We start from the raw sequence: 20,478 nt of genomic DNA on the forward strand, positions 1-20,478 counted from the left end.
CACATTCGGGGCTCACGTGAGCGCGTCGGCGACGAAGGCGCGGGACAGCCCGGACTATCCCCTGGCCTCGCGACGCAGGCGCAAGGCCTCGTAGGCGCAGCCGTACATGGCCGCCTGGTTTCCGAGGCTCGCCGCCTCGATGCGTGCCTCCTTGCACGGCTTGAGCGCGTACTCCGCGAACTTCTTGCGCAGCTCGGGGGCGAAGGTGGCAAAGGCACCCGCCACGCCGCCGCCGATGAGGTACATCTCGGGGTCCACGATGCAGGAGATCTGCGACATGGCCAGGGCCAGATAGTCGCACATCTTGTCCACGGCGAGCTGGGCGCACTCGTCGCCGCCCGCGAGCGCGCGGAAGACGGAGAGCGTGTCGGTGGCGTGCTCCACGTGCACCGGCGTCACGCCGCGACGCTCGCACTCCTCGAGGTAGAGGCGCACGATGCCCTGCGCCGAGGCGTACTGCTCGAGGCAGCCGCGCCGGCCGCAGCCGCACGTGCGCGTCTCGTCGCGGTTGAGCGTGATGTGGCCGATCTCGCCGCCCGCGCCAAAGGAGCCGGCGATGAGCCTGCCGCCCACGACCACGCCGGCGCCGACGCCCGTGCCCAGCGCGATGAGCACGTAGCTGGAGACGCCCTGCGCCACGCCGGCCCACATCTCGCCGAGCGCCGCCGCATTGGCGTCGTTGACGAAGGCGATGCTCGCGTTGGGGAACTCCGCGGAGAGCGCGCCGACAAAGCCCTCGGGGTCGAGCTTGATGTTGGCGAGAAGACCCACGGTGCCGTCATCGGCCACGGGACCGGGGATGTCCAGGCCGCAGGCGATGACGTCGGCGGCGGTGGCGTCGTGGGCGGCGAGGACCTTGCCCAGGCCCTCGGTCACGGTGGCGTATGCCACGGCGTCCACGAGCGCGGGCGTCGGGATCTTGCGCTCCTCGAGCAGCTCTCCCTCGGGCGTGAACAGTCCCGCCTTGATGCTCGTCCCGCCGACGTCGATGCCCAGCACCATATCCATGTCTTGTTCCTCCCTTGCCGTGCGGGGACTCCCGCGGCCAAACGTATCCCCGATGATAGCCACCCGCAGAAGCTCTGTGACCATCTTCTGCGCGGGCGGGTCCGGGCGTCGGCGGACGGGTACACTGAGGGTGCGTCACCCTCACGCACGTCACCCAGAGCAGCGAGGAGCACCCATGGCAGAGACGAACCCCACCACGCAGCCCACAGCCGACCCCAAGACGCAGCCCGCCGCAGATGCCGTCGCGCAGGGGGTCACGATCCCCTCGACCAACCGCGGCGAGATCAACGCCGCGCTCTCCAACCCCCGCGCAGACATGGAGGCGCTCGACGCCCTCGAGCGCACGCTCTTCTCGCTGCGCTACGCCATGGGCGAGATCGGCGGGCTCGGCCCCGTGATCGACCCGCCCAAGGCCACCGCCCAGCGCGGCGAGGCCATGGCACAGCTGCAGGAGCTGTCCGTGCGCGCGCTCTGTGACCCTGCCGTGGCGCCGCTGCTCGGTCGCCTGGAGCAGGAGCCCGAGCTCATCGGCGAGACCCGCATGGCGCAGGTCAAGATCCTCAAGCGCGACCGTGCCTCCCTCGTGGACGTGCCCGCCGAGGAGCAGGCCGCCTTCAGCCGTCTCACCGTCGAGGCCAACGACGTCTGGCGCCGCGCCAAGGCCGCCAACGACTGGGCGTCGTTCGAGCCCTACGTCGACCGCATCGTGGCGTCGCTTCGGCGCATGGCCGAGTTCAAGGACGCCGAGAAGGACCCGTACGACGTCTGGCTCAATGAGTACGAGTGGGGCACCGACCGCGCCTTCTACGACCGGTTCTTCTCGCAGGTGAAAGACTGCGTGGTCCCGCTGCTCGCCGACTGCATGGCCAGCCGCCACAAGCCGAGCCACGCCTGCGTGGAGGGCACCTTCGACGTGGAGCGCCAGTGGCGGCTCGCGGGAGACCTCGCACGTCTCGAGGGCCTCGACGAGGGGGCCCTCTGGATCGGGCGAACCGAGCACCCCTTCACCTGCGGGCTCTCGCGCGACTTTGTCATCGTGACCGGCCACGCCTACCCCGACAACGTGCTCTCCAACGTCTTCTCCATCCTCCACGAGGGCGGGCACGCCCTCTACGAGCAAAACGTCGATGCCGCCTACGCGGGCACCTCGCTCGCCGAGGGCACCTCGATGGGCATGCACGAGGCACAGAGCCGCTTCTTCGAGAACCTCGTGGGCCGCTCCGAGGCCTATGCGCCCACGCTGCTGGCCGTGCTGCGCCGCCACTTCCCGGGGCAGTTTGCCCGCGTGACGGCTCACCAGCTCTACCTTGCGGAGAACTGCGCCGAGCCGGGTCTGGTCCGCACCGAGGCCGACGAGCTCACCTACCCGCTGCACGTCCTCGTGCGCTACGAGATCGAGCAGCTCCTCTTCTCCGGCGAGGCCACCGCGGCCGACGTGCCGCGCCTCTGGGCCGAGAAGTACCGCGAGTACCTAGGCGTCACCGTCCCGGACGACGCGCGCGGAGCTCTGCAGGACACCCACTGGTCCGACGGCTCCTTCGGCTACTTCCCCACCTACGCGCTGGGGTCGGCCTTTGGCGCTCAGCTCAAGGCGGCGATGATCCGCGGCGGCATAGACTTCGAGGCGGTCTGCGCCTCGGGCGACCTCGCGCCCATCCGCTCCTGGCTGCGCGACAACATCTGGCACTGGGGCCGCGCCAAGGACTCCGGCGAGCTCATCGAGGCGGCGTGCGGCGAACCCTTCTCGGCCACCTACTACACCGACTACCTGACCGAGAAGTTCTCCACCATCTACCGCCTGTAAATTGGGGACGTGTTTTTTCGTTCAGACGTTTTGGGACAGGTTTCCCAGCGGAGGGGCCGCGGATGAGAGCGCTCATACAACGCGTGGAACAGGCGTCGGTCGAGGTGGACGGCGTCGTGACGGGCAGCTGCGGCGCCGGCTACCTGATTCTGCTGGGCGTGGCGCCCCGCGACGACGAGGCCCTGGCGGAACGCCTCTGGCGCAAGGTGTCCGCGCTGCGCATCTGCGCGGACGACGCCGGAAAGACCAACCGCTCGCTGCTTGACACTGGTGGCAGCGTGCTCGTGGTGAGCCAGTTCACGCTCTACGCCGACGCTCGCCGCGGCAACCGGCCGTCATTCACCGGAGCGGCCGGTCCCGATCTCGCCGAGCGCCTCTACGACCGGTTCTGCGACCTCGCCGAGGCGGAGCTGGGCCCAGGGCGCGTGGGCCGCGGAGTCTTTGGCGCGGACATGCGCGTGAGCCTGGTCAACGACGGGCCCTTCACCGTCCTTCTCGACACCGACGAACTGGGCTGGGGCTCAGCCAGGGGTTGACGCGCGCGGCGCAGGTCGGGGCCTGATGATAGACTCGGTGGGCTGCACGTCAAACTTGCTGATAGAAAGGCTCTCGCATGAAGATCGTCGATGAGTTCAAGGAGTTCATCGCCCGCGGCAACGTCATGGACATGGCCGTTGGTATCATCGTCGGTGGCGCGTTCACCGCAATCGTCAACTCGCTCGTGACCAACGTCATCCAGCCGCTGATCACGCTCGTGACCACCGTCTCCAGCACCGCTACCGGCGGCGCGGCCGACGGCGCCACCGAGGCCATCAACAGCCTGCGCTGGCTCGTTCCCGGCACCACCGATCAGTACATCGACCTCGGTGCCTTCATCTCCGCCATCATCAACTTCCTGATCATCGCCTTCGTGGTCTTCTGCATGGTCAAGGGCCTCAACACCATGCGCGAGCGCATGGACGCCCTCGCCAAGAAGGAGGCCGACGAGGAGGCTGCCGAGGAGGCCGCGGCCCCGCACTGCCCGTACTGCCTCGAGGAGGTCAAGGCCGGCGCCACCCGCTGCCCGCACTGCGGCGAGAAGATCGAGGCCTAGGCTCCCCTCTCATTGCACGTTAGCGCCGCCCGGCACCGCGCCGGGCGGCGCTTTTCTATAGGTAGCTCCAAGTTTTCCGTGCAATCCTGTCCTTCAGTCCATATCGCCCGGTACCCGCATGCAAAACCCGCCCTCAATCCATCGGATTTCTGGGGCCCATCAAGCGTCCGGGACCTTCCTCCGAGAAAACCCGCAGGTCAGCTTCATATCAATTTTTATATTTTTATTTCGCCGGCCAAAATGAGCCATTTCTCCATGTCTTGGAGCACGATTTTGTATGAGCGGACCGGGAAAAATGGATTGAAGGGCACTTTTGCACACTTAAGAAGAACGCGGCCCGGGCAACCATGCCCGGGCCGCTTCACAAGACTCGAAACACCATGCTGCCCTAAAGCGGGCGGGCCAGCATAGAGCTACGGAAGGCGCGAGGTCACGAGCGTCATGTCGCCGGCAAACGTGAGCGTGCCGCAGCCGGCAGGCGCGAGGAAGTGCGTACCCAGACCAATCTCGTGCTCGACGCCCGCCTCGGCAGCGCATACGGTTCCGGAGCCCTCGATCACGCTCACGCACATGAACGGATACGGCTGCTCCACCGCCTTCCCCCCGCTCACGCGCACGCGATCCACGACGAAGTTGGGGCACTCCATCAGCTCGGTCACGCCGTCGACCTCGGGCGCGGTGACCTCACCGGACGCGGGCGCCTCCATGCCGTAGTCCACCACGTCGAGGCTCTGCTGGATGTGCAGCTCACGCGGCTTGCCGTCATCACCAACGCGATCGTAGTCGTAGACGCGATACGTGACGTCGGAGGACTGCTGCGTCTCCAGAATCAGCGTGCCACCCTGGATGGCGTGGACGGTGCCCGGCTCGATGGGGAAGAAGTCGCCCGCGCGGCACGGCACGAGGTTGAGCATGTCGTCCCAGCGCCCCTCCTCGATCATGGCAGCGAGCTCGGCGCGGTCGTGCGCGCGCTGCCCGATCACGATCTTGGTGCCCGGGTCCACGGCGAGCACGTACCAGCACTCGCGCTTGCCCAGGCTGCCGTTCTCGTGCTCGGCGGCGTAGGCGTCGTCCGGGTGCACCTGCACGGAGAGGTTGTCCTTGGCGTCGATGATCTTGACCAGCAGCGGGAAGCGGTCGCCCTCGACGTCGCCGAAGAGCTCGCGATGCTCGTCCCAGAGCTCGGAGAGGTGCTTGCCGTCCCACGCGCCGCCGGCCACGACGCAGTCGCCGTTGGGGTGCGCGCTGATGGCCCAGCACTCGCCGATCGGGCCGTCGGGAATCTCGTAGCCAAACTCGGTCTCGAGCTTGCGGCCGCCCCAGATCTTCCCGTGGAAGATGGGCGTCGGGAAGATGAGGTCGCGCGTGATGTCGGACATGCTTTCCTCCTGCTCAAAGGATGGTTCAGACGATGTCATCTTACCCCGTCGGGCAGGAGGTTGGTGCCGGGCTTGGCGCTCATGTGACACTGGCGTCAGGTTAGTTTGTCAAGTTTGTTGGGAGGCGGCGTCACCCTCACAGGTGAGCGTGCCACCAGCCGTGTCGCCCCTCGCGCGCCTGGGCGTCCTCGGAAGGATGGAAGCGGTCGCAAACGTTGGAGGTGCGCAGGTACTCCTCGCCAAACGGATCGATCGTCGGAACGAGACTGCGCGGGTCCTCGGCAAAGTGGTTCTCAGGGCTCGTGTGGACGTGAGGGTCCGTCAGCGTGAAGCCACGGCTGCATGCGCCACGGAACTTGCCGGTCTTCTTGTTGCGCGCAAAGGACGCGAAGATGCAGTCGGTGCAGTGAAAGCCCATGCGAACCCTCCCCTATCGTGCGCTCGAGACGGTATCGTACCCCAACGCGAGCGGCATATTCACGTCGGCGGGCGGAACCTCGAGGCTTGCGGGCAGCCGGATGAGGATACTGCTTACAGGGATTGATCGAGGAGGACCATGGGACATCAAGAGGCCAACCGAGAAGAGCTGAGCTTCCCCTCCGCGGACGGGCGCTCGACCATCCGAGCGCTCCTCTGGCAGCCAAAGCTCGCCGCCGGCGAGCGGCCGCGCGGGGTCGTGCAGCTCATCCACGGCATGGCCGAGCACGTGGAGCGCTACGACGCGTTCGCAAACATGCTCGCCGAACACGGTCTCGCGGTCTGCGGCGACGACCACATCGGCCACGGCGCCTCCTGCGACCCCGACGCCTACGGCTGCCTTCCGGCGCGCGGCGGCGCCGAGGCGCTCGTCGCCGACGAGCACACGCTGCGACGCGTCATGACCGAGCGCATGGGCGCAGACGTTCCCTACCTGCTCTTTGGCCACTCGCTCGGCAGCTATATCGCCCGCGTCTACCTGGCGGAGCACGGAAGGGGCCTCGCGGGCGTGGTCCTCAGCGGAACCGGCACCCTCCCCGTCGCCGTCTCGTGGGCGGGGCATGCCCTCGCGCGCCTCACCTGTGCCGTCCGTGGCGAGAAGTACCGATCAAAGCTGCTCGACGGCATGGGCGTCGGAGCCTATGCGCGAGCCGTCCCCGGCGCATCGGGCTGTGAGTGGCTCAGCCACAACGAGAAGAACGTGGCCGCCTACGTCGCCGATCCCCGCTGCGGGTTCATGTTCTCCGCGGGCGGCTACGCGGCGGTCACCAAGCTCACGGCGCGCGCCTGCTCGCTTTCGTGGGCCCGGCGCGCGCCTCACGACGTGCCCCTGCTCTTTGTCTCCGGCGCGGAGGACCCCGTGGGAGACAACGGCAAGGGGGTGCGGGCCGCGGCGAAGCTCGCGCGCCGCGCCGGGCAAAGGCACGTGGACGTGCGCATCTACGAGGGCATGCGCCACGAGATCCTCAACGAGAAGGACGGCGCGCGCGTCATGGGAGACGTGCTCTCCTGGATCGAGGCGCGGCTCGACGGGAAGGGACGCTAACATGGGCACCGAGAAGTACGTGATCGCGCTCGACCAGGGGACCACCTCGTCGCGTGCCGCGCTCGTCGACCGCGCCGGCCGCATGGTCGACGTCGTCCAGCGCCCCTTCCAGCAGATCTTCCCGCATCCCGGCTGGGTCGAGCACAACCCGCAGGAGATTCTCTTCTCGCAGCTCGGCAGCTGCACGGAGCTCATCGCGCGCCACGGGCTCACCGCGGCAAACGTGGCCGCCATCGGCATCGACAACCAACGCGAGACCACCATCGTCTGGGATCCGGCGACGGGGGCGCCCGTGTGCAACGCCATCGTGTGGCAGTGCCGGCGCACGGCCGAGATGGTCGAGCGGCTCTGCGGCGCGCCCGAGATGAGCGCCACGATCAGGGCGAAGACGGGCCTTCTGCCCGACGCGTACTTCTCGGCGAGCAAGATCGCCTGGATCTTGGAAAACGTTCCCGGGGCGCGCGAGCGCGCCGAGGCGGGTGAGCTGCTCTTTGGCACCGTGGACACGTGGCTTGTCTGGGTGCTCACAGGCGGCCTGGTGCACGCGACCGACCCCACCAACGCCAGCCGCACGATGCTCTACAACATCCACGAGGGTCGCTGGGACGAGGAGCTCCTCGCCCTCTTTGGCATCCCGGCCTCGATGATGCCCGAGGTGCGCCCGAGCTCCGGCCTCTTTGGCGAGACGAGCTACCCGGGGCTTCCTGCCGGCATCCCCATCATGGGCGTGGCCGGCGACCAGCAGGCGGCCCTCTTCGGGCAGTGCTGCTTTGCGCCCGGCGAGGCCAAGAACACCTATGGGACCGGCTGCTTCATGCTGCTCAACACCGGCAGCGAGGCCCGAGCGAGCGAGCACGGCCTCGTTACCACCATCGCCGCCGCGCCGCCGAACGTCACAGACACGCAGTACGCCCTCGAGGGCTCCGTCTTTGTGGCGGGCGCGCTCATCCAGTGGCTGCGCGACGAGCTGGGCATCATTCGCACCGCGGCGGAAACCGAGGCGCTCGCGCAAAGCGTGCCGGACACCGGCGGCGTCTACATCGTGCCGGCCTTCACCGGGCTCGGGGCGCCCTGGTGGAAGCCCGACGCCCGCGGCGCGATCCTGGGCCTCACGCGCGGGACCACGCGCGCCCACCTCGCGCGAGCCGCGCTCGAGGCGCTCTCGTACCAGATCTGCGACCTCGCGGACGCCATGGCCGCCGACGCCGGCGGCGCGCTCGACGTGCTCAACGTCGACGGCGGCGCCTCGGCAAACGACTTCCTGATGCAGTTCCAGGCCGACCTGCTGGGGCGGGAGCTGCGGCGCCCCGCCAACACCGAGACCACCTCGCTCGGGGCGGCCTACCTGGCGGGGCTTGCCTCTGGGTTCTGGAGCGGCACCGACGAGCTGCGTGGCCTGCGCGAGACCGACGACGTCTTCCGCCGCACGATGGACCCGTCGCGCGCGGACGCCCTTCTCGCCGGCTGGCACGACGCCGTGCGCCGCGTGCTGTAGGGAGGCGAGACGGTGGGAACGGGCACGTGACAATTCAACCTGTCCTAATTGTCACGCGCCTACCCCCTTTTGGGTCACGCTCGCCAGACGAGCTCTCCCGCGACCGGGTCAAAGTCCTCGCCCAGCCGCTCCGAGCAAAACTCCACGCACCATGCGCGCGAGAAGCCCTCGCAGCCCTCGAAGGCGCGGATGCCGTTTGCCGCGGCAAGCTCCTCGGTGTAGTCCGCCAAGCGTCGGGTGGCGAAGCCCTCCCCCTTCGCCCGCTGCGTGACCAGCGCCGTGAGCCGGCACTCGTCGACGCGCGCGCCCGCGTCCGAGAAGGACGCGCTCACCTGGGCCATGCCGCCCACCATCGTGTCCATGCGGCTCTGGCCCGAGACGAAGTTGCCCACGGACCAGAACACGGGCACCGTCCGCCCGTCCGCTGAGGCCAGCACCTCGAAGGGCTGCAAAACGTGAGGATGGCCGCCGATGATGACGTCCGCACCCGCGTCGGCGAGCGTCTGCGCCCATCCGCGCTGGTCGGCGTTGGGCTCGGCGGCGTACTCGTCGCCCCAGTGCGGGCAGGCAACGATGAGGTCGGCGCCCGCCGCGCGTACGGCGGCGACGTCGGATGCCACGAGCTCCGCGTCCATCATGCGCACGCACCAGGGCTCCGGCAGCGGGACGCCGTTCATGTACGTGGCGTAGTTGAGCACGGCGACCGTGTGTCCCGCGCGCTCGATGACGGGCCGCTCGCCGGCAGCCTCCCGGCTGTCCGCGATGCCCGTGACCAACATGCCCGGATGAGCCGAGCGCCAGTAGGCGAGCTCGGCAGCTATGCCGTCCAGCCCGCGGTCGAGCGCGTGGTTGTTGGCGTGGAGCACCACGTCAAAGCCTGCGCCGACCTCCGCGTCGCCAACCTCCTGCGGGCCGTTGAAGCTGGGATAGCCCGAGAGGCCGAGCGCCTCGCCACCCAGGATCGTCTCCTGACTCACGAGTGCGAGGTCCGCCGCCTCAACGTCATCCGCGACGTGCGCAAAGAGGTGGGCGTAGTCTCGCGTCCCATCCTCGCCAAGGCCGCTCTCCTGCACGCTCGGATGCAGCAGGACGTCGCCGACCGCAAGCAGCGTGAGCCGCTCGCCGCCCTCGGGAGGCTCCGCTCCGGACGCGTCCGCCTCCGCGTGCGCACGGTCAAAGACCGTCCCCGGTGCGCGCCCCGTCTCAGGCGCCGCCGCGTGGGAGCATCCCGCCAGCGCCCCCAGCCCCGAAAGCGCGGCAGCCGAGAAGAGCGAGCGACGTGTGAGCATCATGCGGGCCACGGTAACCTCCTTGCGACAGGTGCGCGTGGCCCCATTGTCGCATGTTCTTATTGCCTGACGCGCCTCTCGGCACCGGCATCGAGTAAGAGTTTCTTGCAAGAAGCGGGGTCAAATGGAGGCACTTCTCGCAAGAAACTCTTACTCGGCGCAGTCGGACGGCTCTTGGGCCGAGAAGAACCTCGAGACAGAAAAAGGGCCGGCGCGCGGCCGGCCCCAGGCTGAACTAGAAGTCCGCGTTGCCCACGGTGCGCGGGTGCGGGATGACGTCGCGGATGTTGTCGACGCCGGTGAGGTACATGACCATGCGCTCGAAGCCCAGGCCAAAGCCGGCGTGCTGGCAGCCGCCGTAGCGACGCAGGTCGAGGTAGTACTTGTACTGATCGGGCTCCATGCCCAGCTCCGCGATGCGGCGCTCGAGCACGTCGAGGCGCTCCTCGCGCTGCGAGCCGCCCACGATCTCGCCGATGCCAGGCACGAGGCAGTCCACCGCGGCAACGGTCTTGCCGTCGTCGTTGAGGCGCATGTAGAAGGCCTTGATCGCGGCCGGGTAGTCGGTCACGAAGGTCGGGCGCTTGAAATGCTCCTCGGTGAGGTAGCGCTCGTGCTCGGTCTGCAGGTCAGAGCCCCAGTCGACCGGATACTCGAAGACGTGGCCGGAGGCGGCGGCATCCTGGAGGATCTGGATGGCCTCGGTGTAGGTGACGTGGGCAAAGTCCGAGGTGGCCACGTGGGTGAGGCGCTCGATCAGGCCCTTGTCCACGAACTTGTTGAAGAACTCCATCTCGTCCGGGCAGTGCTCCATCACGTAGTTGATCACGTACTTGAGCATGTCCTCGACGCATGCCATGTCCCCGGCAAGGTCGCAGAAGGCCATCTCGGGCTCGACCATCCAGAACTCGGCCGCATGGCGACGCGTGTTGGAGTTCTCGGCACGGAAGGTGGGGCCAAAGGTGTAGACGTCGCCAAAGGCCAGCGCGAAGTTCTCGGCCTGGAGCTGGCCGGAGACGGTGAGGTTGGCGGCATGACCGAAGAAGTCCTGGGACCAGTCGATCTGGCCCTGCTCGGTGCGCGGCGGGTTCTCGAGGTCGAGCGTGGTCACGCGGAACATCTCGCCCGCGCCCTCGGCGTCGGAGGTGGTGATGATCGGCGTGTTCACGTAGACGAAGCCGCGCTCCTGGAAGAACTGGTGGATGGCGAAGGCCGCCACGGAGCGCACGCGGAAGACGGCGCGGAAGAGGTTGGTGCGGCTGCGCAGGTGCTGCTGGGTGCGCAGGAACTCGCGGGTCTGGCGCTTCTTCTGCATGGGGTAGTCCGGCGCGGAGGCGCCCTCCACCACGATGGTCGCGGCCTGGAGCTCAAAGGGCTGCGGGCGATCCGGCGTGAGCGCGAGCGTGCCCGTGACCACGAGGGCCGAGCCCACGCCCGTGGCGGCGATCTCGTCATAGTTGGCGAGCTTCTCGCGGTTCATGACGACCTGCAGGTCCTTGAAGCAGGAGCCGTCGTTGAGCATGACGAAGCCAAAGTTCTTCATGTCGCGGACCGAGCGGACCCAGCCCGCCACGGTGACGGTGGTGCCGCCGATCTGGTCCATGTCGGCAAAGAGCTGAGAGATGTGGGTGCGTTCCACGGGGGTTCTCCTTTTGCGAGACGAGGTTCTTCTCGATATGCCGGTCTAACTCTAGCGCAACGCGCGTGACGGCGCTTGCAGGGCCCGTGGCAAAGGAGCGTCGTGACGCCCGACTGGTAATCTTGCGTGACCAATTATGAGGAAATTGGTCATGTGAGATTACCAGTCTTGGAGTCAGAGGCCGGTCGCATCGCGCAGGTGCCCGCGTGGAAGTGGCTTCTCTCGAGCAATGCGGTTGCCGCGGACAAGTAGAATCTAGTTACGCATACGACGCGGCTCGGCCGCCGGAAGGAGAGCATATGGAAGCCTACAAGCGCGAGTTCATTGAGTTCATGGTCGAGTCCAACGTCCTGAAGTTCGGTGACTTCACGCTCAAGAGCGGGCGCAAGTCCCCCTTCTTCATGAACGCCGGCGCCTACGTCACGGGCTCCCAGCTCAAGCGCCTGGGCGAGTACTACGCCCACGCCATCCACGATAACTTTGGCCTGGACTTCGACGTGCTCTTTGGGCCGGCCTACAAGGGCATCCCGCTGGCCGTGACCACGGCCATCGCCCTGCACGAGCTCTACGGCAAGGAGGTCCGCTACTGCTCCGACCGCAAGGAGGAGAAGGACCACGGCGCCGACAAGGGCGGACTGCTCGGCACCAAGCTCGCCGACGGCGACCGCGTGGTCATGATCGAGGACGTCACCACCTCGGGCAAGTCCATCGACGAAACCTACCCCAAGGTGACCGGTGCCGCCGACGTGGAGATCAAGGGCCTCATCGTAAGCCTCAACCGCATGGAGGTCGGCAAGGGCGGCGTCGTGACCGCTCAGCAGGAGATCCAGGAGAAGTACGGGTTCCCGGTGGCGAGCATCGTGAGCATGGCCGAGGTCGTCGAGGCGCTCGACGGCACCGTCATCACGCCCGAGCTCAAGGCCGCGATCGACGCCTACTACGAGCAGTACGGCGTCAAGTAGCGCGCGACGAGAAGAGATGAGGAGGGCGGGCCGCCAGCAAGCTGCGCTGGCGGCCCGCCCTTTCTTTCAATCCGTCCCAGGTCGAGGGCTACTCCGCCAGGCTCGTCGCCCAGACGCAGTCCTCGGGCATGCGGGCGTTGCCGGACGCGACCTCTGCCGGAATGCGACTGTCGAGCGCAAAGAGCTCAGAGAGCGTGACGAACTCGTAGCCCTGGCTCTGGAGCTTCTCCAAGATCTTGGGCAGGGCCTCGAGGTCCTGGTCGCGGTTGCCGCCACCGTCGTGCATGAGGATGATCGCGCCGCTCCAGATGCCCTCGGTGCAGTTGCTCACGATCGTGTCGACGCCTGGGAGCTCCCAGTCGAGGCTGTCGAGGTTCCAGATCACGGATGCCGAGAAGTTCCCGCCCGAGTTGACCCATGTCTGGGCGTCGAGCGAGCCGTACGGCGGGCGCAGCGTCGTGGTGTCGCCGCCGCCCGCAGAGGAGATCGCGGAGAAGGCGTCGCCGATCTCGGAGCGCAGCGTGTCCGTGTCGATTGCCGTGAGCTGCTCGTGGTTTTGCGTGTGGGAGCACACCTGCGAGCCCTGGGCCTTGATGGCCTGCACAAGGTCCTCGCGGCCGGGAATCTGCGAGCCCAGGCAGAAAAACGTCGCGCGGGCACCATGCTCGCTCAGGATGTCGAGGTAGCGCTGGGTGTAGCTGCTGGGGCCGTCGTCGAAGGTGATGGCGACGACCTTGCGGTTGCCCTCCGGGCGCGGGTTGATGCTCTCGAGCTTGACGTTTTGGACGGGCTCGATCACCTCGCCGGCGACCGTCTCGCCCGAGACGTCCCCGACCGTGAACTTCTGCCTGCCGACCTTGCCGTACTGGGAGACAAAGGTGATGGCACCCACGGAGTCGGCGGGCTCGAGCTGGGGCTGGACCTCGCGCTCCTCCTCGTGGGAGGCCTCGACGACGTCGGTGCCGTCACCGATGATGATCGACTCGTTGCCCGAGGCGCGGAAGGACGCGGCGGCGCCCTCGTCGAGGGTCTCGCCGTCGACCGTGGCGGTGAACGCGGTCCCGCCGCCCTCCTCGAGCAGGTTGCCCCCAACCGAGACGAGGTTGCCCGCCTTGGGGGAGATGCCCTCGTCCTCCATGATCTGCTCGAGCGTCGCGCTGGCGCTCACGTCCACGCCCGTGCCGTTGACGATCACGCGCACGGTGCGGTTGAGCCACATCCAGATGCCGCCCCCCACGATGGCGGCGATGACGAGCAGCGCGAGAACCGCGACCAGGCGGCTCTCGCGCGAGGAGCGCCGCGGCTGGCGCGGCTGACGGCCCGGCTGCTGACGACGGGAGGGAGTCTGCGCGCGCAGGTGCGGGGACGCCGCGCGCTGCTGACGGGGATAGTAGTTCTCGCTCATGTGATTCCGTCCGTTCGCGCGGGGACGAGAAGTGCCTTGTGTGGTGTGATTTCCCGCGCCACCCACAGCCTACCATCTTGGACCGCCGCCGTCCGTGACGTTGGCGTCATGTAAACCGAGGGTGACATCTGGGCGCCATCAGTTGGGAGCTTCTGTAAATTGGGGACTGTCCCCAACTTGCTGCTAATTGGGGACTGTCCCCAATTAGCAGAGAGTCCCCGATTGGCAGAAGACTCGAAGGCCTACAGGCGCGAGACGAGCTCCTCGGCGGGACGGCGCTTGAAGTGCATCGCCGCGGGCTCGTCACCCTCCGCGGGATAGCCGAGCGGGAAGAGCGCCACCAGGTCATAGCCTGCCATCTCGGGGAAGGCCTCTTTCACCGCGGGCGCGTCGAAGTGGCCGACCCAGGTGGTCCCCAGCCCAAGGTCGTGCGCGGCCAGCATGATGTGGGTGCCCACGATGGACGCGTCCACGTCGGCGAAGTTACGTCCGTCGTACTTGCGCACCCACGCCTCGTCGGGAGCGGCCCCCAGCACCAAGATCACGCGCGCCCCAAAGGAGAAGCGCGTGAGCCCGGAGAGGCGCTCCACGACCTCGGGACTCTCCACGACCCAGAGGTGCCACGGCTGCTTGTCCACTGCGGTGGGCGCGGCGACGGCGGCGTCGATGAGCGCCTGGACCTTCTCGTCCTCCACGGGCCGGTCGGCGAATGCGCGACAGGAGTAGCGATCGTGCGCGAGCTGCAGGAAATCGGTCATGGGGACTCCCTCCTCTTGGTGGACACGTCGAGTATACCCGCGACGCACGGGGTAGAATGGAAGGCCCGCGAACGGAGGAGCACGCATGGCAGACGCATCCGCAGCCACGACCATCGATGAGGGGCCCAACGCCCCCGGCTCGCTGGGGAGGCTCATCCCCTGGCCGGACGAGTCAACCTATCCCAACATCCCCGCCGAGGAGGCGCTCGACCTCTTTTTGGGCTGGGTCGAGTCTCGCGGCATCGAGCTCTGGCCCCACCAGGAGGAGGCGCTTCTCAGCCTGGCCGCCGGCGACCACCTGATCTTGGGCACGCCCACGGGCTCGGGCAAGTCGATGGTGGCGCTGGGCATGTGCTTCATGAGCGTGTGCACCGACCGACGGGCCTACTACACCGCCCCCATCAAGGCCCTGGTGAGCGAGAAGTTCTTTGACCTCGTGGAGCTCTTCGGCCGTGAGAACGTGGGCATGATCACCGGAGACGCGGCCATCAACGCGGAGGCGCCGATCATCTGCTGCACGGCGGAGATTCTCGCCAATCAGGCCCTCCGCGAGGGCGAGACGTGCGACGTGGGCTGCGTGGCCATGGACGAGTTCCACTTCTACGCGGACCCGGACCGCGGCTGGGCCTGGCAGGTGCCGCTGCTCACCCTCCCCCACGTGCAGTTCCTTCTGATGAGCGCCACGCTGGGCGACACCTCCTCCATTGCCGCCGCGCTCTCCGAGCACACGGGAGGGCGCACGGTGGACACGATCGCGGACGCACCGCGCCCCGTGCCGCTCTCCTACGAGTTCGTGGACACGGCCCTGGAGGGCACGGTGGAGCTCGCGCTGCGCGCGGGCGAGGCGCCGCTCTACATCGTGCACTTCGCGCAGGACGCGGCGCTGGCGAGCGCGCAGTCCCTGGCGAGCTACGGCGTCTCCACCAAGGAGCAGCGCGAGGCCATCAAGGAGGCGATCAGGGGCACGCGCTTCACCACCACCTTTGGCAAGACGCTCCAGCGCCTGCTCGGCTGCGGCGTGGGCGTGCACCACGCGGGCATGCTGCCGCGCTACCGCCTGCTCGTGGAGAAGCTCGCGCAGCAGGGCCTGCTGCCGGTCATCTGCGGCACGGACACGCTCGGCGTGGGCATCAACGTGCCCATTCACACCGTGGTGCTCACCGCGCTCTCCAAGTTTGACGGACGCCGCATGCGCCACCTCAACGCGCGCGAGTTCCACCAGATCGTGGGCCGCGCCGGACGCGCCGGCTTTGACACCGAGGGCCACGTCATCGCCGAGGCCACCGAGTACGACATCGAGAACGCCCGCGCGCTCGCCAAAGCTGGCGGCGACCCCAAGAAGGCGCGCAAGATCAAGACGAAGAAGCCGCCCGAGGGGTTTGTGGGCTGGAACAAGCAGACCTTCGAACGCCTGGAGGCGGCCGTGCCGGAGCCTCTGCGCCCGCGCATGAAGGTCACCCACTCGATGGTGCTCGCCGAGGTCGAGCAGGGCGGCGACGCCTGGGCGCGCGTGCACAAGCTCATCGAGGACTCCGCGCAGCCGGCCGAGGAGAAGGCCGCACTTGCCACGCGCGCCGACGAGATCTTTGCCACGCTGCTCGACGCCGGCGTGGTCACGCGCGAGGAGGGCCCCGAGGGCGACGTCTGGTCCACCACCGTGGACCTGCCGGACGACTTTGCCCTCGACCAGCCGCTGTCACCGTTTCTGCTCGCCGCGCTGGAGCTTCTGGACCCCGAGTCGGAGACCTACGCGCTCGACGTCATCTCCATGGCAGAGGCCACGCTCGAGGACCCGTTCCAGATCCTGCGCGCCCAGCAGCGCGCCGCGCGCGACCGCGCGATGTCCGAGATGAAGGCCGAGGGCATCGAGTACGACGAGCGCATGGAGCGCCTGCAGGAGGTCACCTGGCCCAAGCCGCTCGAGGAGCTGCTCGACGCCGCCTTTGCCGAGTACTGCGAGAAGGTTCCCTGGGCGCGCGACTTTGCGCTCTCCCCCAAATCCATCCTGCGCGACATGGTGGAGACGGCGAGCGACTTCAAGGAGTACGTAGGCCGCTACGGCATCGCGCGCTCCGAGGGTCTGCTGCTGCGCTACCTCTCCGAGGCGTTCCGCGCCCTCGACCGCACCGTGCCGCTCGACAAGCGGGACGAGCGCCTGAACGACATCATCGCGTGGCTGGGACTTGTGGTGCGCACGGTGGACTCCTCGCTCGTGGACGAATGGGCCGCCGCCGGGGAGAGCTCCGCCGAGGGGCTCGACGCCGCCCCGCCCGCCGCGGACGAGGTCGTGCGCGACCGTCGCGGCCTCACGCTGCTCGTGCGCAACGCCCTTTTCGCCCGCGTGCGGCTGGCGGCGTTTGGCAGCGTCGACGAGCTCGGCAAGCTCGACGCCGAGTGGGGCTGGCGGGCGCCGGTGTGGCAGCGCGCCCTAGACCGCTTCTACGAGGAGCACGAGGAGATCGTGCTCGACGGCGACGCACGCAGCGCTGCGTATTTCTCAATCGACGCGTCCGACGAGCGCGCGACCCACGTCTGGCACGTGCACCAGGTCTTCCGCGACTCCGACGACGACCGCGACTTCGGCATCTGGGGAGACGTGGATCTCGACGCCACGCAGGACGAGGGCGCCGTGGTGTTCTCGAGCTACCGCGTAGGCTTCGTGGACGACGAGTAGCAAGCCGCGGCGGGCCGGGGCGACGCGCCCCTTCCCGCCGCGACCCGTCGGAGCGCTTCGGATGGAGCACCCTCACGTCGTAGGCAGTTTTTGCGAGCAGCCCCGGCGCCTCGCCTTGCCCAGCATAGTTTTCGCAGGTAAGAAGGTCGTCACTTCGGCATCTACTCGGGCTTCTTCCAAAAACTGCCTACAACGCGAACCTCGGGTTATCCGATGGGCACTGTTCCTCGGAATAGGCGCGCCTCCGGATCGGTCAAGCGAGCATACAGGTCTTTCTGAGCGGCGCGCTCGTCAGCAGTATAGGACCTCTGCTCAATGCCAAACCGCTCCCTCACCATCCAGATGAACGTCTCAAACTTCTCGAACGTTCTCATCTGTCCCCAAGTTGCAGAGACTGTCTTGACCCCCATTGCCTCGAGAACGTTTCTACGCGCCTGCGTATGGTCGTAGCGATACTTTCCCGTATGGTACTCATAACTGTCGTATTCAATGTTTCCGCGAACAGACGGTAAGTAGATGTCCCCCTTGAAGTACTTTTCCCCTACGAGAGGACGAAGCCTCTCGTCAACGTCGATGCGCTGGTTGGCGACTATTTCCGGCATTGCCCAGCCACCATGCTCCGGGGGGAGAACAAAGGTGAGCGCCAGCAGGATTTCCATCGGGGAAGCCGTGCAGGGGACTACATATTGGAGGGCCTTCCGGGCAACGACGAGTCCGTATACCTTCGAGAGGGAGTCGAGACACGTCCCCATCCTTTCTGGCAGAGTGAGGGTCTCTCGTTTTCCGGCATAATCTCTCCCCTTATCTGATATTGCGAACTCCGCACACAGATGGCAACCGATTTCGACCATCCTAGTGAAGTCGCTTGTTGACGCGAGCTGCAGATATGTGAGCTCGGGAGAACAGACGCAGTTTGTGCCCGAAAGCTCGAAGAGCGATCCCGAGGGGAGGCCCGCCTTCCACACATGGGTGACAACGCTCTTGAGGTGGCGCTGGCTGGAGCGATCGGGAACGAGCACGTGCAGCGGGACATCCTCGGAATAGCCAAAGGGGAGGTGCGCTTCCTTAATCTCACTCATGTTTGCGCTCGCCCAGGCAAGATTCTTTCTCTCAGAACCGTTGGGAATGCACTCGTCCCCCGTCTTCGTAAGCCAGTAGCGCAACGCAGACTCATGACTCAAGCAAATTGGCATGTCTACCTCCCAGCTTGATGGGCTCGTAGGAGGCAGCCTAGCGACTGCGTGGATTTCCCGTCTGCCTCTCTTCTGCACGGGAGCTTCCCTCAATCTGCTACCCCAGCTAAATCGGTCAGGACAATTCACTGAGGCGTCGCGGAGGCGGAAATTGTTTCGGTGAGAGGCGCCCGTTTCGGGGCGTGCGGCTGTTGTAGGCAGTTTTTTGAAAGAGCCCGAGTACAAAGGCAGACCGCAAGGCCTCAGCCTGCACTTTCTCGGCGCATTATGCGTCTCTACAGTACCCTGCCCGAAAAAACTGCCTACAACAGTGGGGGCGCACAGCCCCACTTCCTGCGCACCCCATGGGTAGTAAAGTTATAAGTTAATTTTTAGCCCTCAAAAGGCACCACGTGGGCAACGGCGTCAGCCGGCTGGATGCGCGAGCCGCCGTTGTCGAGGTCCACGAGCACGTAGCGGTCGTTGCCCATGCCGAGCTCCTTCATGTAGGAGAGCTGGCGCAGGCCGTGGCGGGTCTCCATGCGCTCCACAAGGGCGTGGCGGTCCTCCTCCCTCATGGCGTAGACCAGGTCGACGCAGGCCTGGTCAATCGCGAGGATGTCCGTGGAGGCGAGGATGCCCACGTTGGGCGTGACCACGGGCTCGGCCGCCGTGCCCTCGCAGTCGCAGGAGACGGACATGTTGCGCATCACGTTCACGAAGGTGATGCGCTCGCCGAAGTGGTCGCACACGGCCTTGGCCGACTCCATCATGCGCTCCATGAACTCCTCGTCCGAGATGTCCCACATGTCGTCGGAGCCGGGCGTGGTGTGAATCTCCTTCTTGCCGATCCTGCCGTCGGCGCAGCCGATGCCGATGTTCTTGGCCGAGCCGCCAAAGCCGCCCTTCGTGTGCCCCTTGAAGTGCGTGAGCACGAACAGGGAGTCGTAGTCGGCCAGGTGCGAGCCCATGTGCACCTCGTCGAACCACTTCCCGCCCGCCACGGGAAAGGGCGTAGCACCGTCCTCGTCCATGATGTCCACGGGCGCGAAGGTCCAGCCGTTGACCTCGAGGGTCGCCCGGTGCTTCTCGGTGGTGTCGCGGTCACCGGCGTAGTAGCTGTTGGTCTCCACGATGGTCGCGTCCGGGAGGTCGGCCTTCAGGAGCTCCGCCACCCACGGGCGCGGGATGATGTTGGGCCCGTGCTGCTCCCCGGTGTGGAGCTTGACGGCCACCTTGCCGGAGACGTTACCGCTCACCTGCTCGTACGCGCGGCGCAGGCCCGCCGCGGAGAGGTCGCGCGTGAAGTAGACGATCGACTCGTTGCCGCCGCGCTCCTCGTAGGGGACGTAGCGCTCGCCGCCGGTGCCGGGCTGCGGGTTCTTCTCGGCCATGATGCCTCCTTGTTTAGAGTTCCTGTGACTCGTAGTATACACTTTAGAGACGTATCGTCACTTGTTTTTCGGCAAACATGAGAACGCCCCGTCAGCAGGCATCGACGGAGCGTCCTCGAAAGAAGAGGGGTTCGGCGCGGCGCATGGCAGAGTCCGCCCCGAAGGGAGGTGGCAGCGGGTACTAGCCCCTGACCTCGCGGACCAGCGCGGCGGCCTCGCGCGTGAGCTCGAGCATACGGTCAAACGCGCCGGCACGGATGAGGTCGGGCTTGACCATCCAGGTGCCACCGCAGGCAAGGATCGCGGGGCACGCGAGGTACTCCCGGAGGTTCGCGGCCGAGACTCCGCCCGTGGGCATGAAGCGGTGACCAACAAAGACCGAAGCCAGGGCCTTGATCGTGTCGAGCCCGCCGTACTGGGCGGCCGGGAAGAACTTGGTGACCGCAAGCCCCTTGTTCACGAGCGCCGTGACCTCCGTCGGCGTGACGCCCGCCGGCAGCACCGGCACCTCGTTCGCAAGGCACCAGTCCACGACCTCCATGTTGTAGCCCGGGCTCACGATGTAGCGAGCCCCGGCGCCGACGGCGCGACGCGCCTGGTCGAGCGTGAGCACCGTGCCCGCGCCCATGAGCAGCTCGGGACACTTCTCGCTCATCTCGTGGATGGCGTCCGCGGCGCAGGCGGTGCGAAAGGTCACCTCGGCGGAGGGCAGGCCTCCCTCCACGAGCACGTCCGCCACCGGGAGCGCGTCCTCCACGCGGTCGAGCACGACCACCGGGACCACACCGATCTTCTCGACCTGCCGATAAAAGCCGTCCATGTAGCTCATTGCCATCCCTTCCCCCAAACGTGTTTGCCTTGAGTCTAGCGCGCCACGCGATCCC

Annotated in this window: 17 protein-coding genes; 7 read left to right on the plus strand and 10 right to left on the minus strand. The window is 67.0% G+C overall.

Annotated features, from left to right (window positions below; genetic code table 11):
• Positions 1 to 54 precede the first annotated feature (54 nt).
• Positions 55 to 1,008 (minus strand): ROK family protein, encoded by a 954-nt coding sequence (locus B5F85_RS04415; RefSeq protein WP_087314770.1) that lies wholly within the window; start codon positions 1,006 to 1,008, stop codon positions 55 to 57.
• 175 nt (positions 1,009 to 1,183) lie between these two features.
• Between B5F85_RS04415 and B5F85_RS04420 the strand changes: the two genes are divergently transcribed.
• The 3 genes from B5F85_RS04420 to mscL all read left to right on the plus strand — a co-directional run bounded on the left by B5F85_RS04420 (position 1,184) and on the right by mscL (position 3,905).
• Entirely contained in the window at positions 1,184 to 2,812 is a 1,629-nt protein-coding gene (locus tag B5F85_RS04420) for a carboxypeptidase M32 (protein WP_087314772.1), read from the plus strand.
• Positions 2,813 to 2,874: 62 nt separating this feature from the next.
• The gene (gene dtd / locus B5F85_RS04425; protein ID WP_087314773.1) at positions 2,875 to 3,348 is read left to right on the plus strand and encodes a D-aminoacyl-tRNA deacylase; all 474 of its coding nucleotides are present in this window, start codon (positions 2,875 to 2,877) and stop codon (positions 3,346 to 3,348) included.
• A gap of 77 nt (positions 3,349 to 3,425) precedes the next feature.
• Positions 3,426 to 3,905, plus strand: coding sequence for a large conductance mechanosensitive channel protein MscL (gene mscL / locus B5F85_RS04430; RefSeq protein WP_087314775.1), 480 nt, complete (start codon positions 3,426 to 3,428; stop codon positions 3,903 to 3,905).
• Positions 3,906 to 4,318: 413 nt separating this feature from the next.
• On the opposite strand, the gene manA is transcribed toward mscL, so the two are convergent.
• Both manA and B5F85_RS04440 read right to left on the minus strand, forming a co-directional pair.
• Positions 4,319 to 5,284: a mannose-6-phosphate isomerase, class I gene (gene manA, locus B5F85_RS04435; protein ID WP_204204630.1), complete on the minus strand. Its 966-nt coding sequence runs from the start codon at positions 5,282 to 5,284 to the stop codon at positions 4,319 to 4,321.
• A gap of 136 nt (positions 5,285 to 5,420) precedes the next feature.
• Entirely contained in the window at positions 5,421 to 5,702 is a 282-nt protein-coding gene (locus B5F85_RS04440) for a hypothetical protein (RefSeq protein ID WP_087314779.1), read from the minus strand.
• Between the two features lie 138 nt (positions 5,703 to 5,840).
• Between B5F85_RS04440 and B5F85_RS04445 the strand changes: the two genes are divergently transcribed.
• Positions 5,841 to 6,806, plus strand: coding sequence for an alpha/beta fold hydrolase (locus B5F85_RS04445; protein WP_087314781.1), 966 nt, complete (start codon positions 5,841 to 5,843; stop codon positions 6,804 to 6,806).
• Position 6,807: 1 nt separating this feature from the next.
• Positions 6,808 to 8,301, plus strand: a complete 1,494-nt coding sequence (glpK, locus tag B5F85_RS04450; RefSeq protein WP_087314783.1) for a glycerol kinase GlpK — start codon at positions 6,808 to 6,810, stop codon at positions 8,299 to 8,301.
• A gap of 74 nt (positions 8,302 to 8,375) precedes the next feature.
• Here glpK and B5F85_RS04455 read toward each other — a convergent pair whose 3' ends face one another.
• Complete coding sequence (locus tag B5F85_RS04455) at positions 8,376 to 9,593, minus strand: CapA family protein (RefSeq protein WP_239386700.1); 1,218 nt, start codon at positions 9,591 to 9,593, stop codon at positions 8,376 to 8,378.
• Positions 9,594 to 9,825: 232 nt separating this feature from the next.
• A complete protein-coding gene (gene asnS, locus B5F85_RS04460) occupies positions 9,826 to 11,229 on the minus strand; it encodes an asparagine--tRNA ligase (protein WP_087314787.1) in 1,404 nt (467 codons plus the stop codon).
• 299 nt (positions 11,230 to 11,528) lie between these two features.
• Between asnS and pyrE the strand changes: the two genes are divergently transcribed.
• Complete coding sequence (gene pyrE, locus B5F85_RS04465; protein ID WP_087314789.1) at positions 11,529 to 12,191, plus strand: orotate phosphoribosyltransferase; 663 nt, start codon at positions 11,529 to 11,531, stop codon at positions 12,189 to 12,191.
• Between the two features lie 88 nt (positions 12,192 to 12,279).
• On the opposite strand, the gene B5F85_RS04470 is transcribed toward pyrE, so the two are convergent.
• Both B5F85_RS04470 and B5F85_RS04475 read right to left on the minus strand, forming a co-directional pair.
• On the minus strand, positions 12,280 to 13,596 hold the full coding sequence (locus tag B5F85_RS04470; protein WP_087314791.1) for a polysaccharide deacetylase family protein: 1,317 nt from the start codon (positions 13,594 to 13,596) through the stop codon (positions 12,280 to 12,282).
• 242 nt (positions 13,597 to 13,838) lie between these two features.
• On the minus strand, positions 13,839 to 14,354 hold the full coding sequence (locus B5F85_RS04475; protein WP_087314793.1) for a nitroreductase family protein: 516 nt from the start codon (positions 14,352 to 14,354) through the stop codon (positions 13,839 to 13,841).
• 85 nt (positions 14,355 to 14,439) lie between these two features.
• Here B5F85_RS04475 and B5F85_RS04480 point away from each other — a divergent pair, with 85 nt between their 5' ends.
• Positions 14,440 to 17,028 (plus strand): DUF3516 domain-containing protein, encoded by a 2,589-nt coding sequence (locus tag B5F85_RS04480; protein WP_087314795.1) that lies wholly within the window; start codon positions 14,440 to 14,442, stop codon positions 17,026 to 17,028.
• Between the two features lie 206 nt (positions 17,029 to 17,234).
• Here the strand turns inward: B5F85_RS04480 and B5F85_RS04485 are convergent, their stop codons facing one another.
• The 3 genes from B5F85_RS04485 to eda form a co-directional block, all read right to left on the minus strand.
• Positions 17,235 to 18,107: a hypothetical protein gene (locus tag B5F85_RS04485; protein ID WP_143786130.1), complete on the minus strand. Its 873-nt coding sequence runs from the start codon at positions 18,105 to 18,107 to the stop codon at positions 17,235 to 17,237.
• A gap of 485 nt (positions 18,108 to 18,592) precedes the next feature.
• Positions 18,593 to 19,594: a DUF362 domain-containing protein gene (locus tag B5F85_RS04490; protein ID WP_087314799.1), complete on the minus strand. Its 1,002-nt coding sequence runs from the start codon at positions 19,592 to 19,594 to the stop codon at positions 18,593 to 18,595.
• Between the two features lie 181 nt (positions 19,595 to 19,775).
• Positions 19,776 to 20,423: a bifunctional 4-hydroxy-2-oxoglutarate aldolase/2-dehydro-3-deoxy-phosphogluconate aldolase gene (gene eda, locus B5F85_RS04495; RefSeq protein ID WP_087314801.1), complete on the minus strand. Its 648-nt coding sequence runs from the start codon at positions 20,421 to 20,423 to the stop codon at positions 19,776 to 19,778.
• Between the last annotated feature and the right edge of the window lie 55 nt (positions 20,424 to 20,478).

This window comes from Olsenella sp. An293 (assembly GCF_002159495.1).
Taxonomy (GTDB): Bacteria; Actinomycetota; Coriobacteriia; order Coriobacteriales; family Atopobiaceae; genus Thermophilibacter.

Bases quoted from the DNA above. Each gene is read 5' to 3' on its own strand.
- B5F85_RS04415 (WP_087314770.1), bottom strand. From the start codon at position 1,008: ATGGATATGGTGCTGGGCATCGACGTCGGCGGGACGAGCATCAAGGCG.
- B5F85_RS04420 (WP_087314772.1), top strand. From the start codon at position 1,184: ATGGCAGAGACGAACCCCACCACGCAGCCCACAGCCGACCCCAAGACG.
- dtd (WP_087314773.1), top strand. From the start codon at position 2,875: ATGAGAGCGCTCATACAACGCGTGGAACAGGCGTCGGTCGAGGTGGAC.
- mscL (WP_087314775.1), top strand. From the start codon at position 3,426: ATGAAGATCGTCGATGAGTTCAAGGAGTTCATCGCCCGCGGCAACGTC.
- manA (WP_204204630.1), bottom strand. From the start codon at position 5,284: ATGTCCGACATCACGCGCGACCTCATCTTCCCGACGCCCATCTTCCAC.
- B5F85_RS04440 (WP_087314779.1), bottom strand. From the start codon at position 5,702: ATGGGCTTTCACTGCACCGACTGCATCTTCGCGTCCTTTGCGCGCAAC.
- B5F85_RS04445 (WP_087314781.1), top strand. From the start codon at position 5,841: ATGGGACATCAAGAGGCCAACCGAGAAGAGCTGAGCTTCCCCTCCGCG.
- glpK (WP_087314783.1), top strand. From the start codon at position 6,808: ATGGGCACCGAGAAGTACGTGATCGCGCTCGACCAGGGGACCACCTCG.
- B5F85_RS04455 (WP_239386700.1), bottom strand. From the start codon at position 9,593: ATGATGCTCACACGTCGCTCGCTCTTCTCGGCTGCCGCGCTTTCGGGG.
- pyrE (WP_087314789.1), top strand. From the start codon at position 11,529: ATGGAAGCCTACAAGCGCGAGTTCATTGAGTTCATGGTCGAGTCCAAC.
- B5F85_RS04470 (WP_087314791.1), bottom strand. From the start codon at position 13,596: ATGAGCGAGAACTACTATCCCCGTCAGCAGCGCGCGGCGTCCCCGCAC.
- B5F85_RS04475 (WP_087314793.1), bottom strand. From the start codon at position 14,354: ATGACCGATTTCCTGCAGCTCGCGCACGATCGCTACTCCTGTCGCGCA.
- B5F85_RS04480 (WP_087314795.1), top strand. From the start codon at position 14,440: ATGGCAGACGCATCCGCAGCCACGACCATCGATGAGGGGCCCAACGCC.
- B5F85_RS04485 (WP_143786130.1), bottom strand. From the start codon at position 18,107: ATGAGTGAGATTAAGGAAGCGCACCTCCCCTTTGGCTATTCCGAGGAT.
- B5F85_RS04490 (WP_087314799.1), bottom strand. From the start codon at position 19,594: ATGGCCGAGAAGAACCCGCAGCCCGGCACCGGCGGCGAGCGCTACGTC.
- eda (WP_087314801.1), bottom strand. From the start codon at position 20,423: ATGAGCTACATGGACGGCTTTTATCGGCAGGTCGAGAAGATCGGTGTG.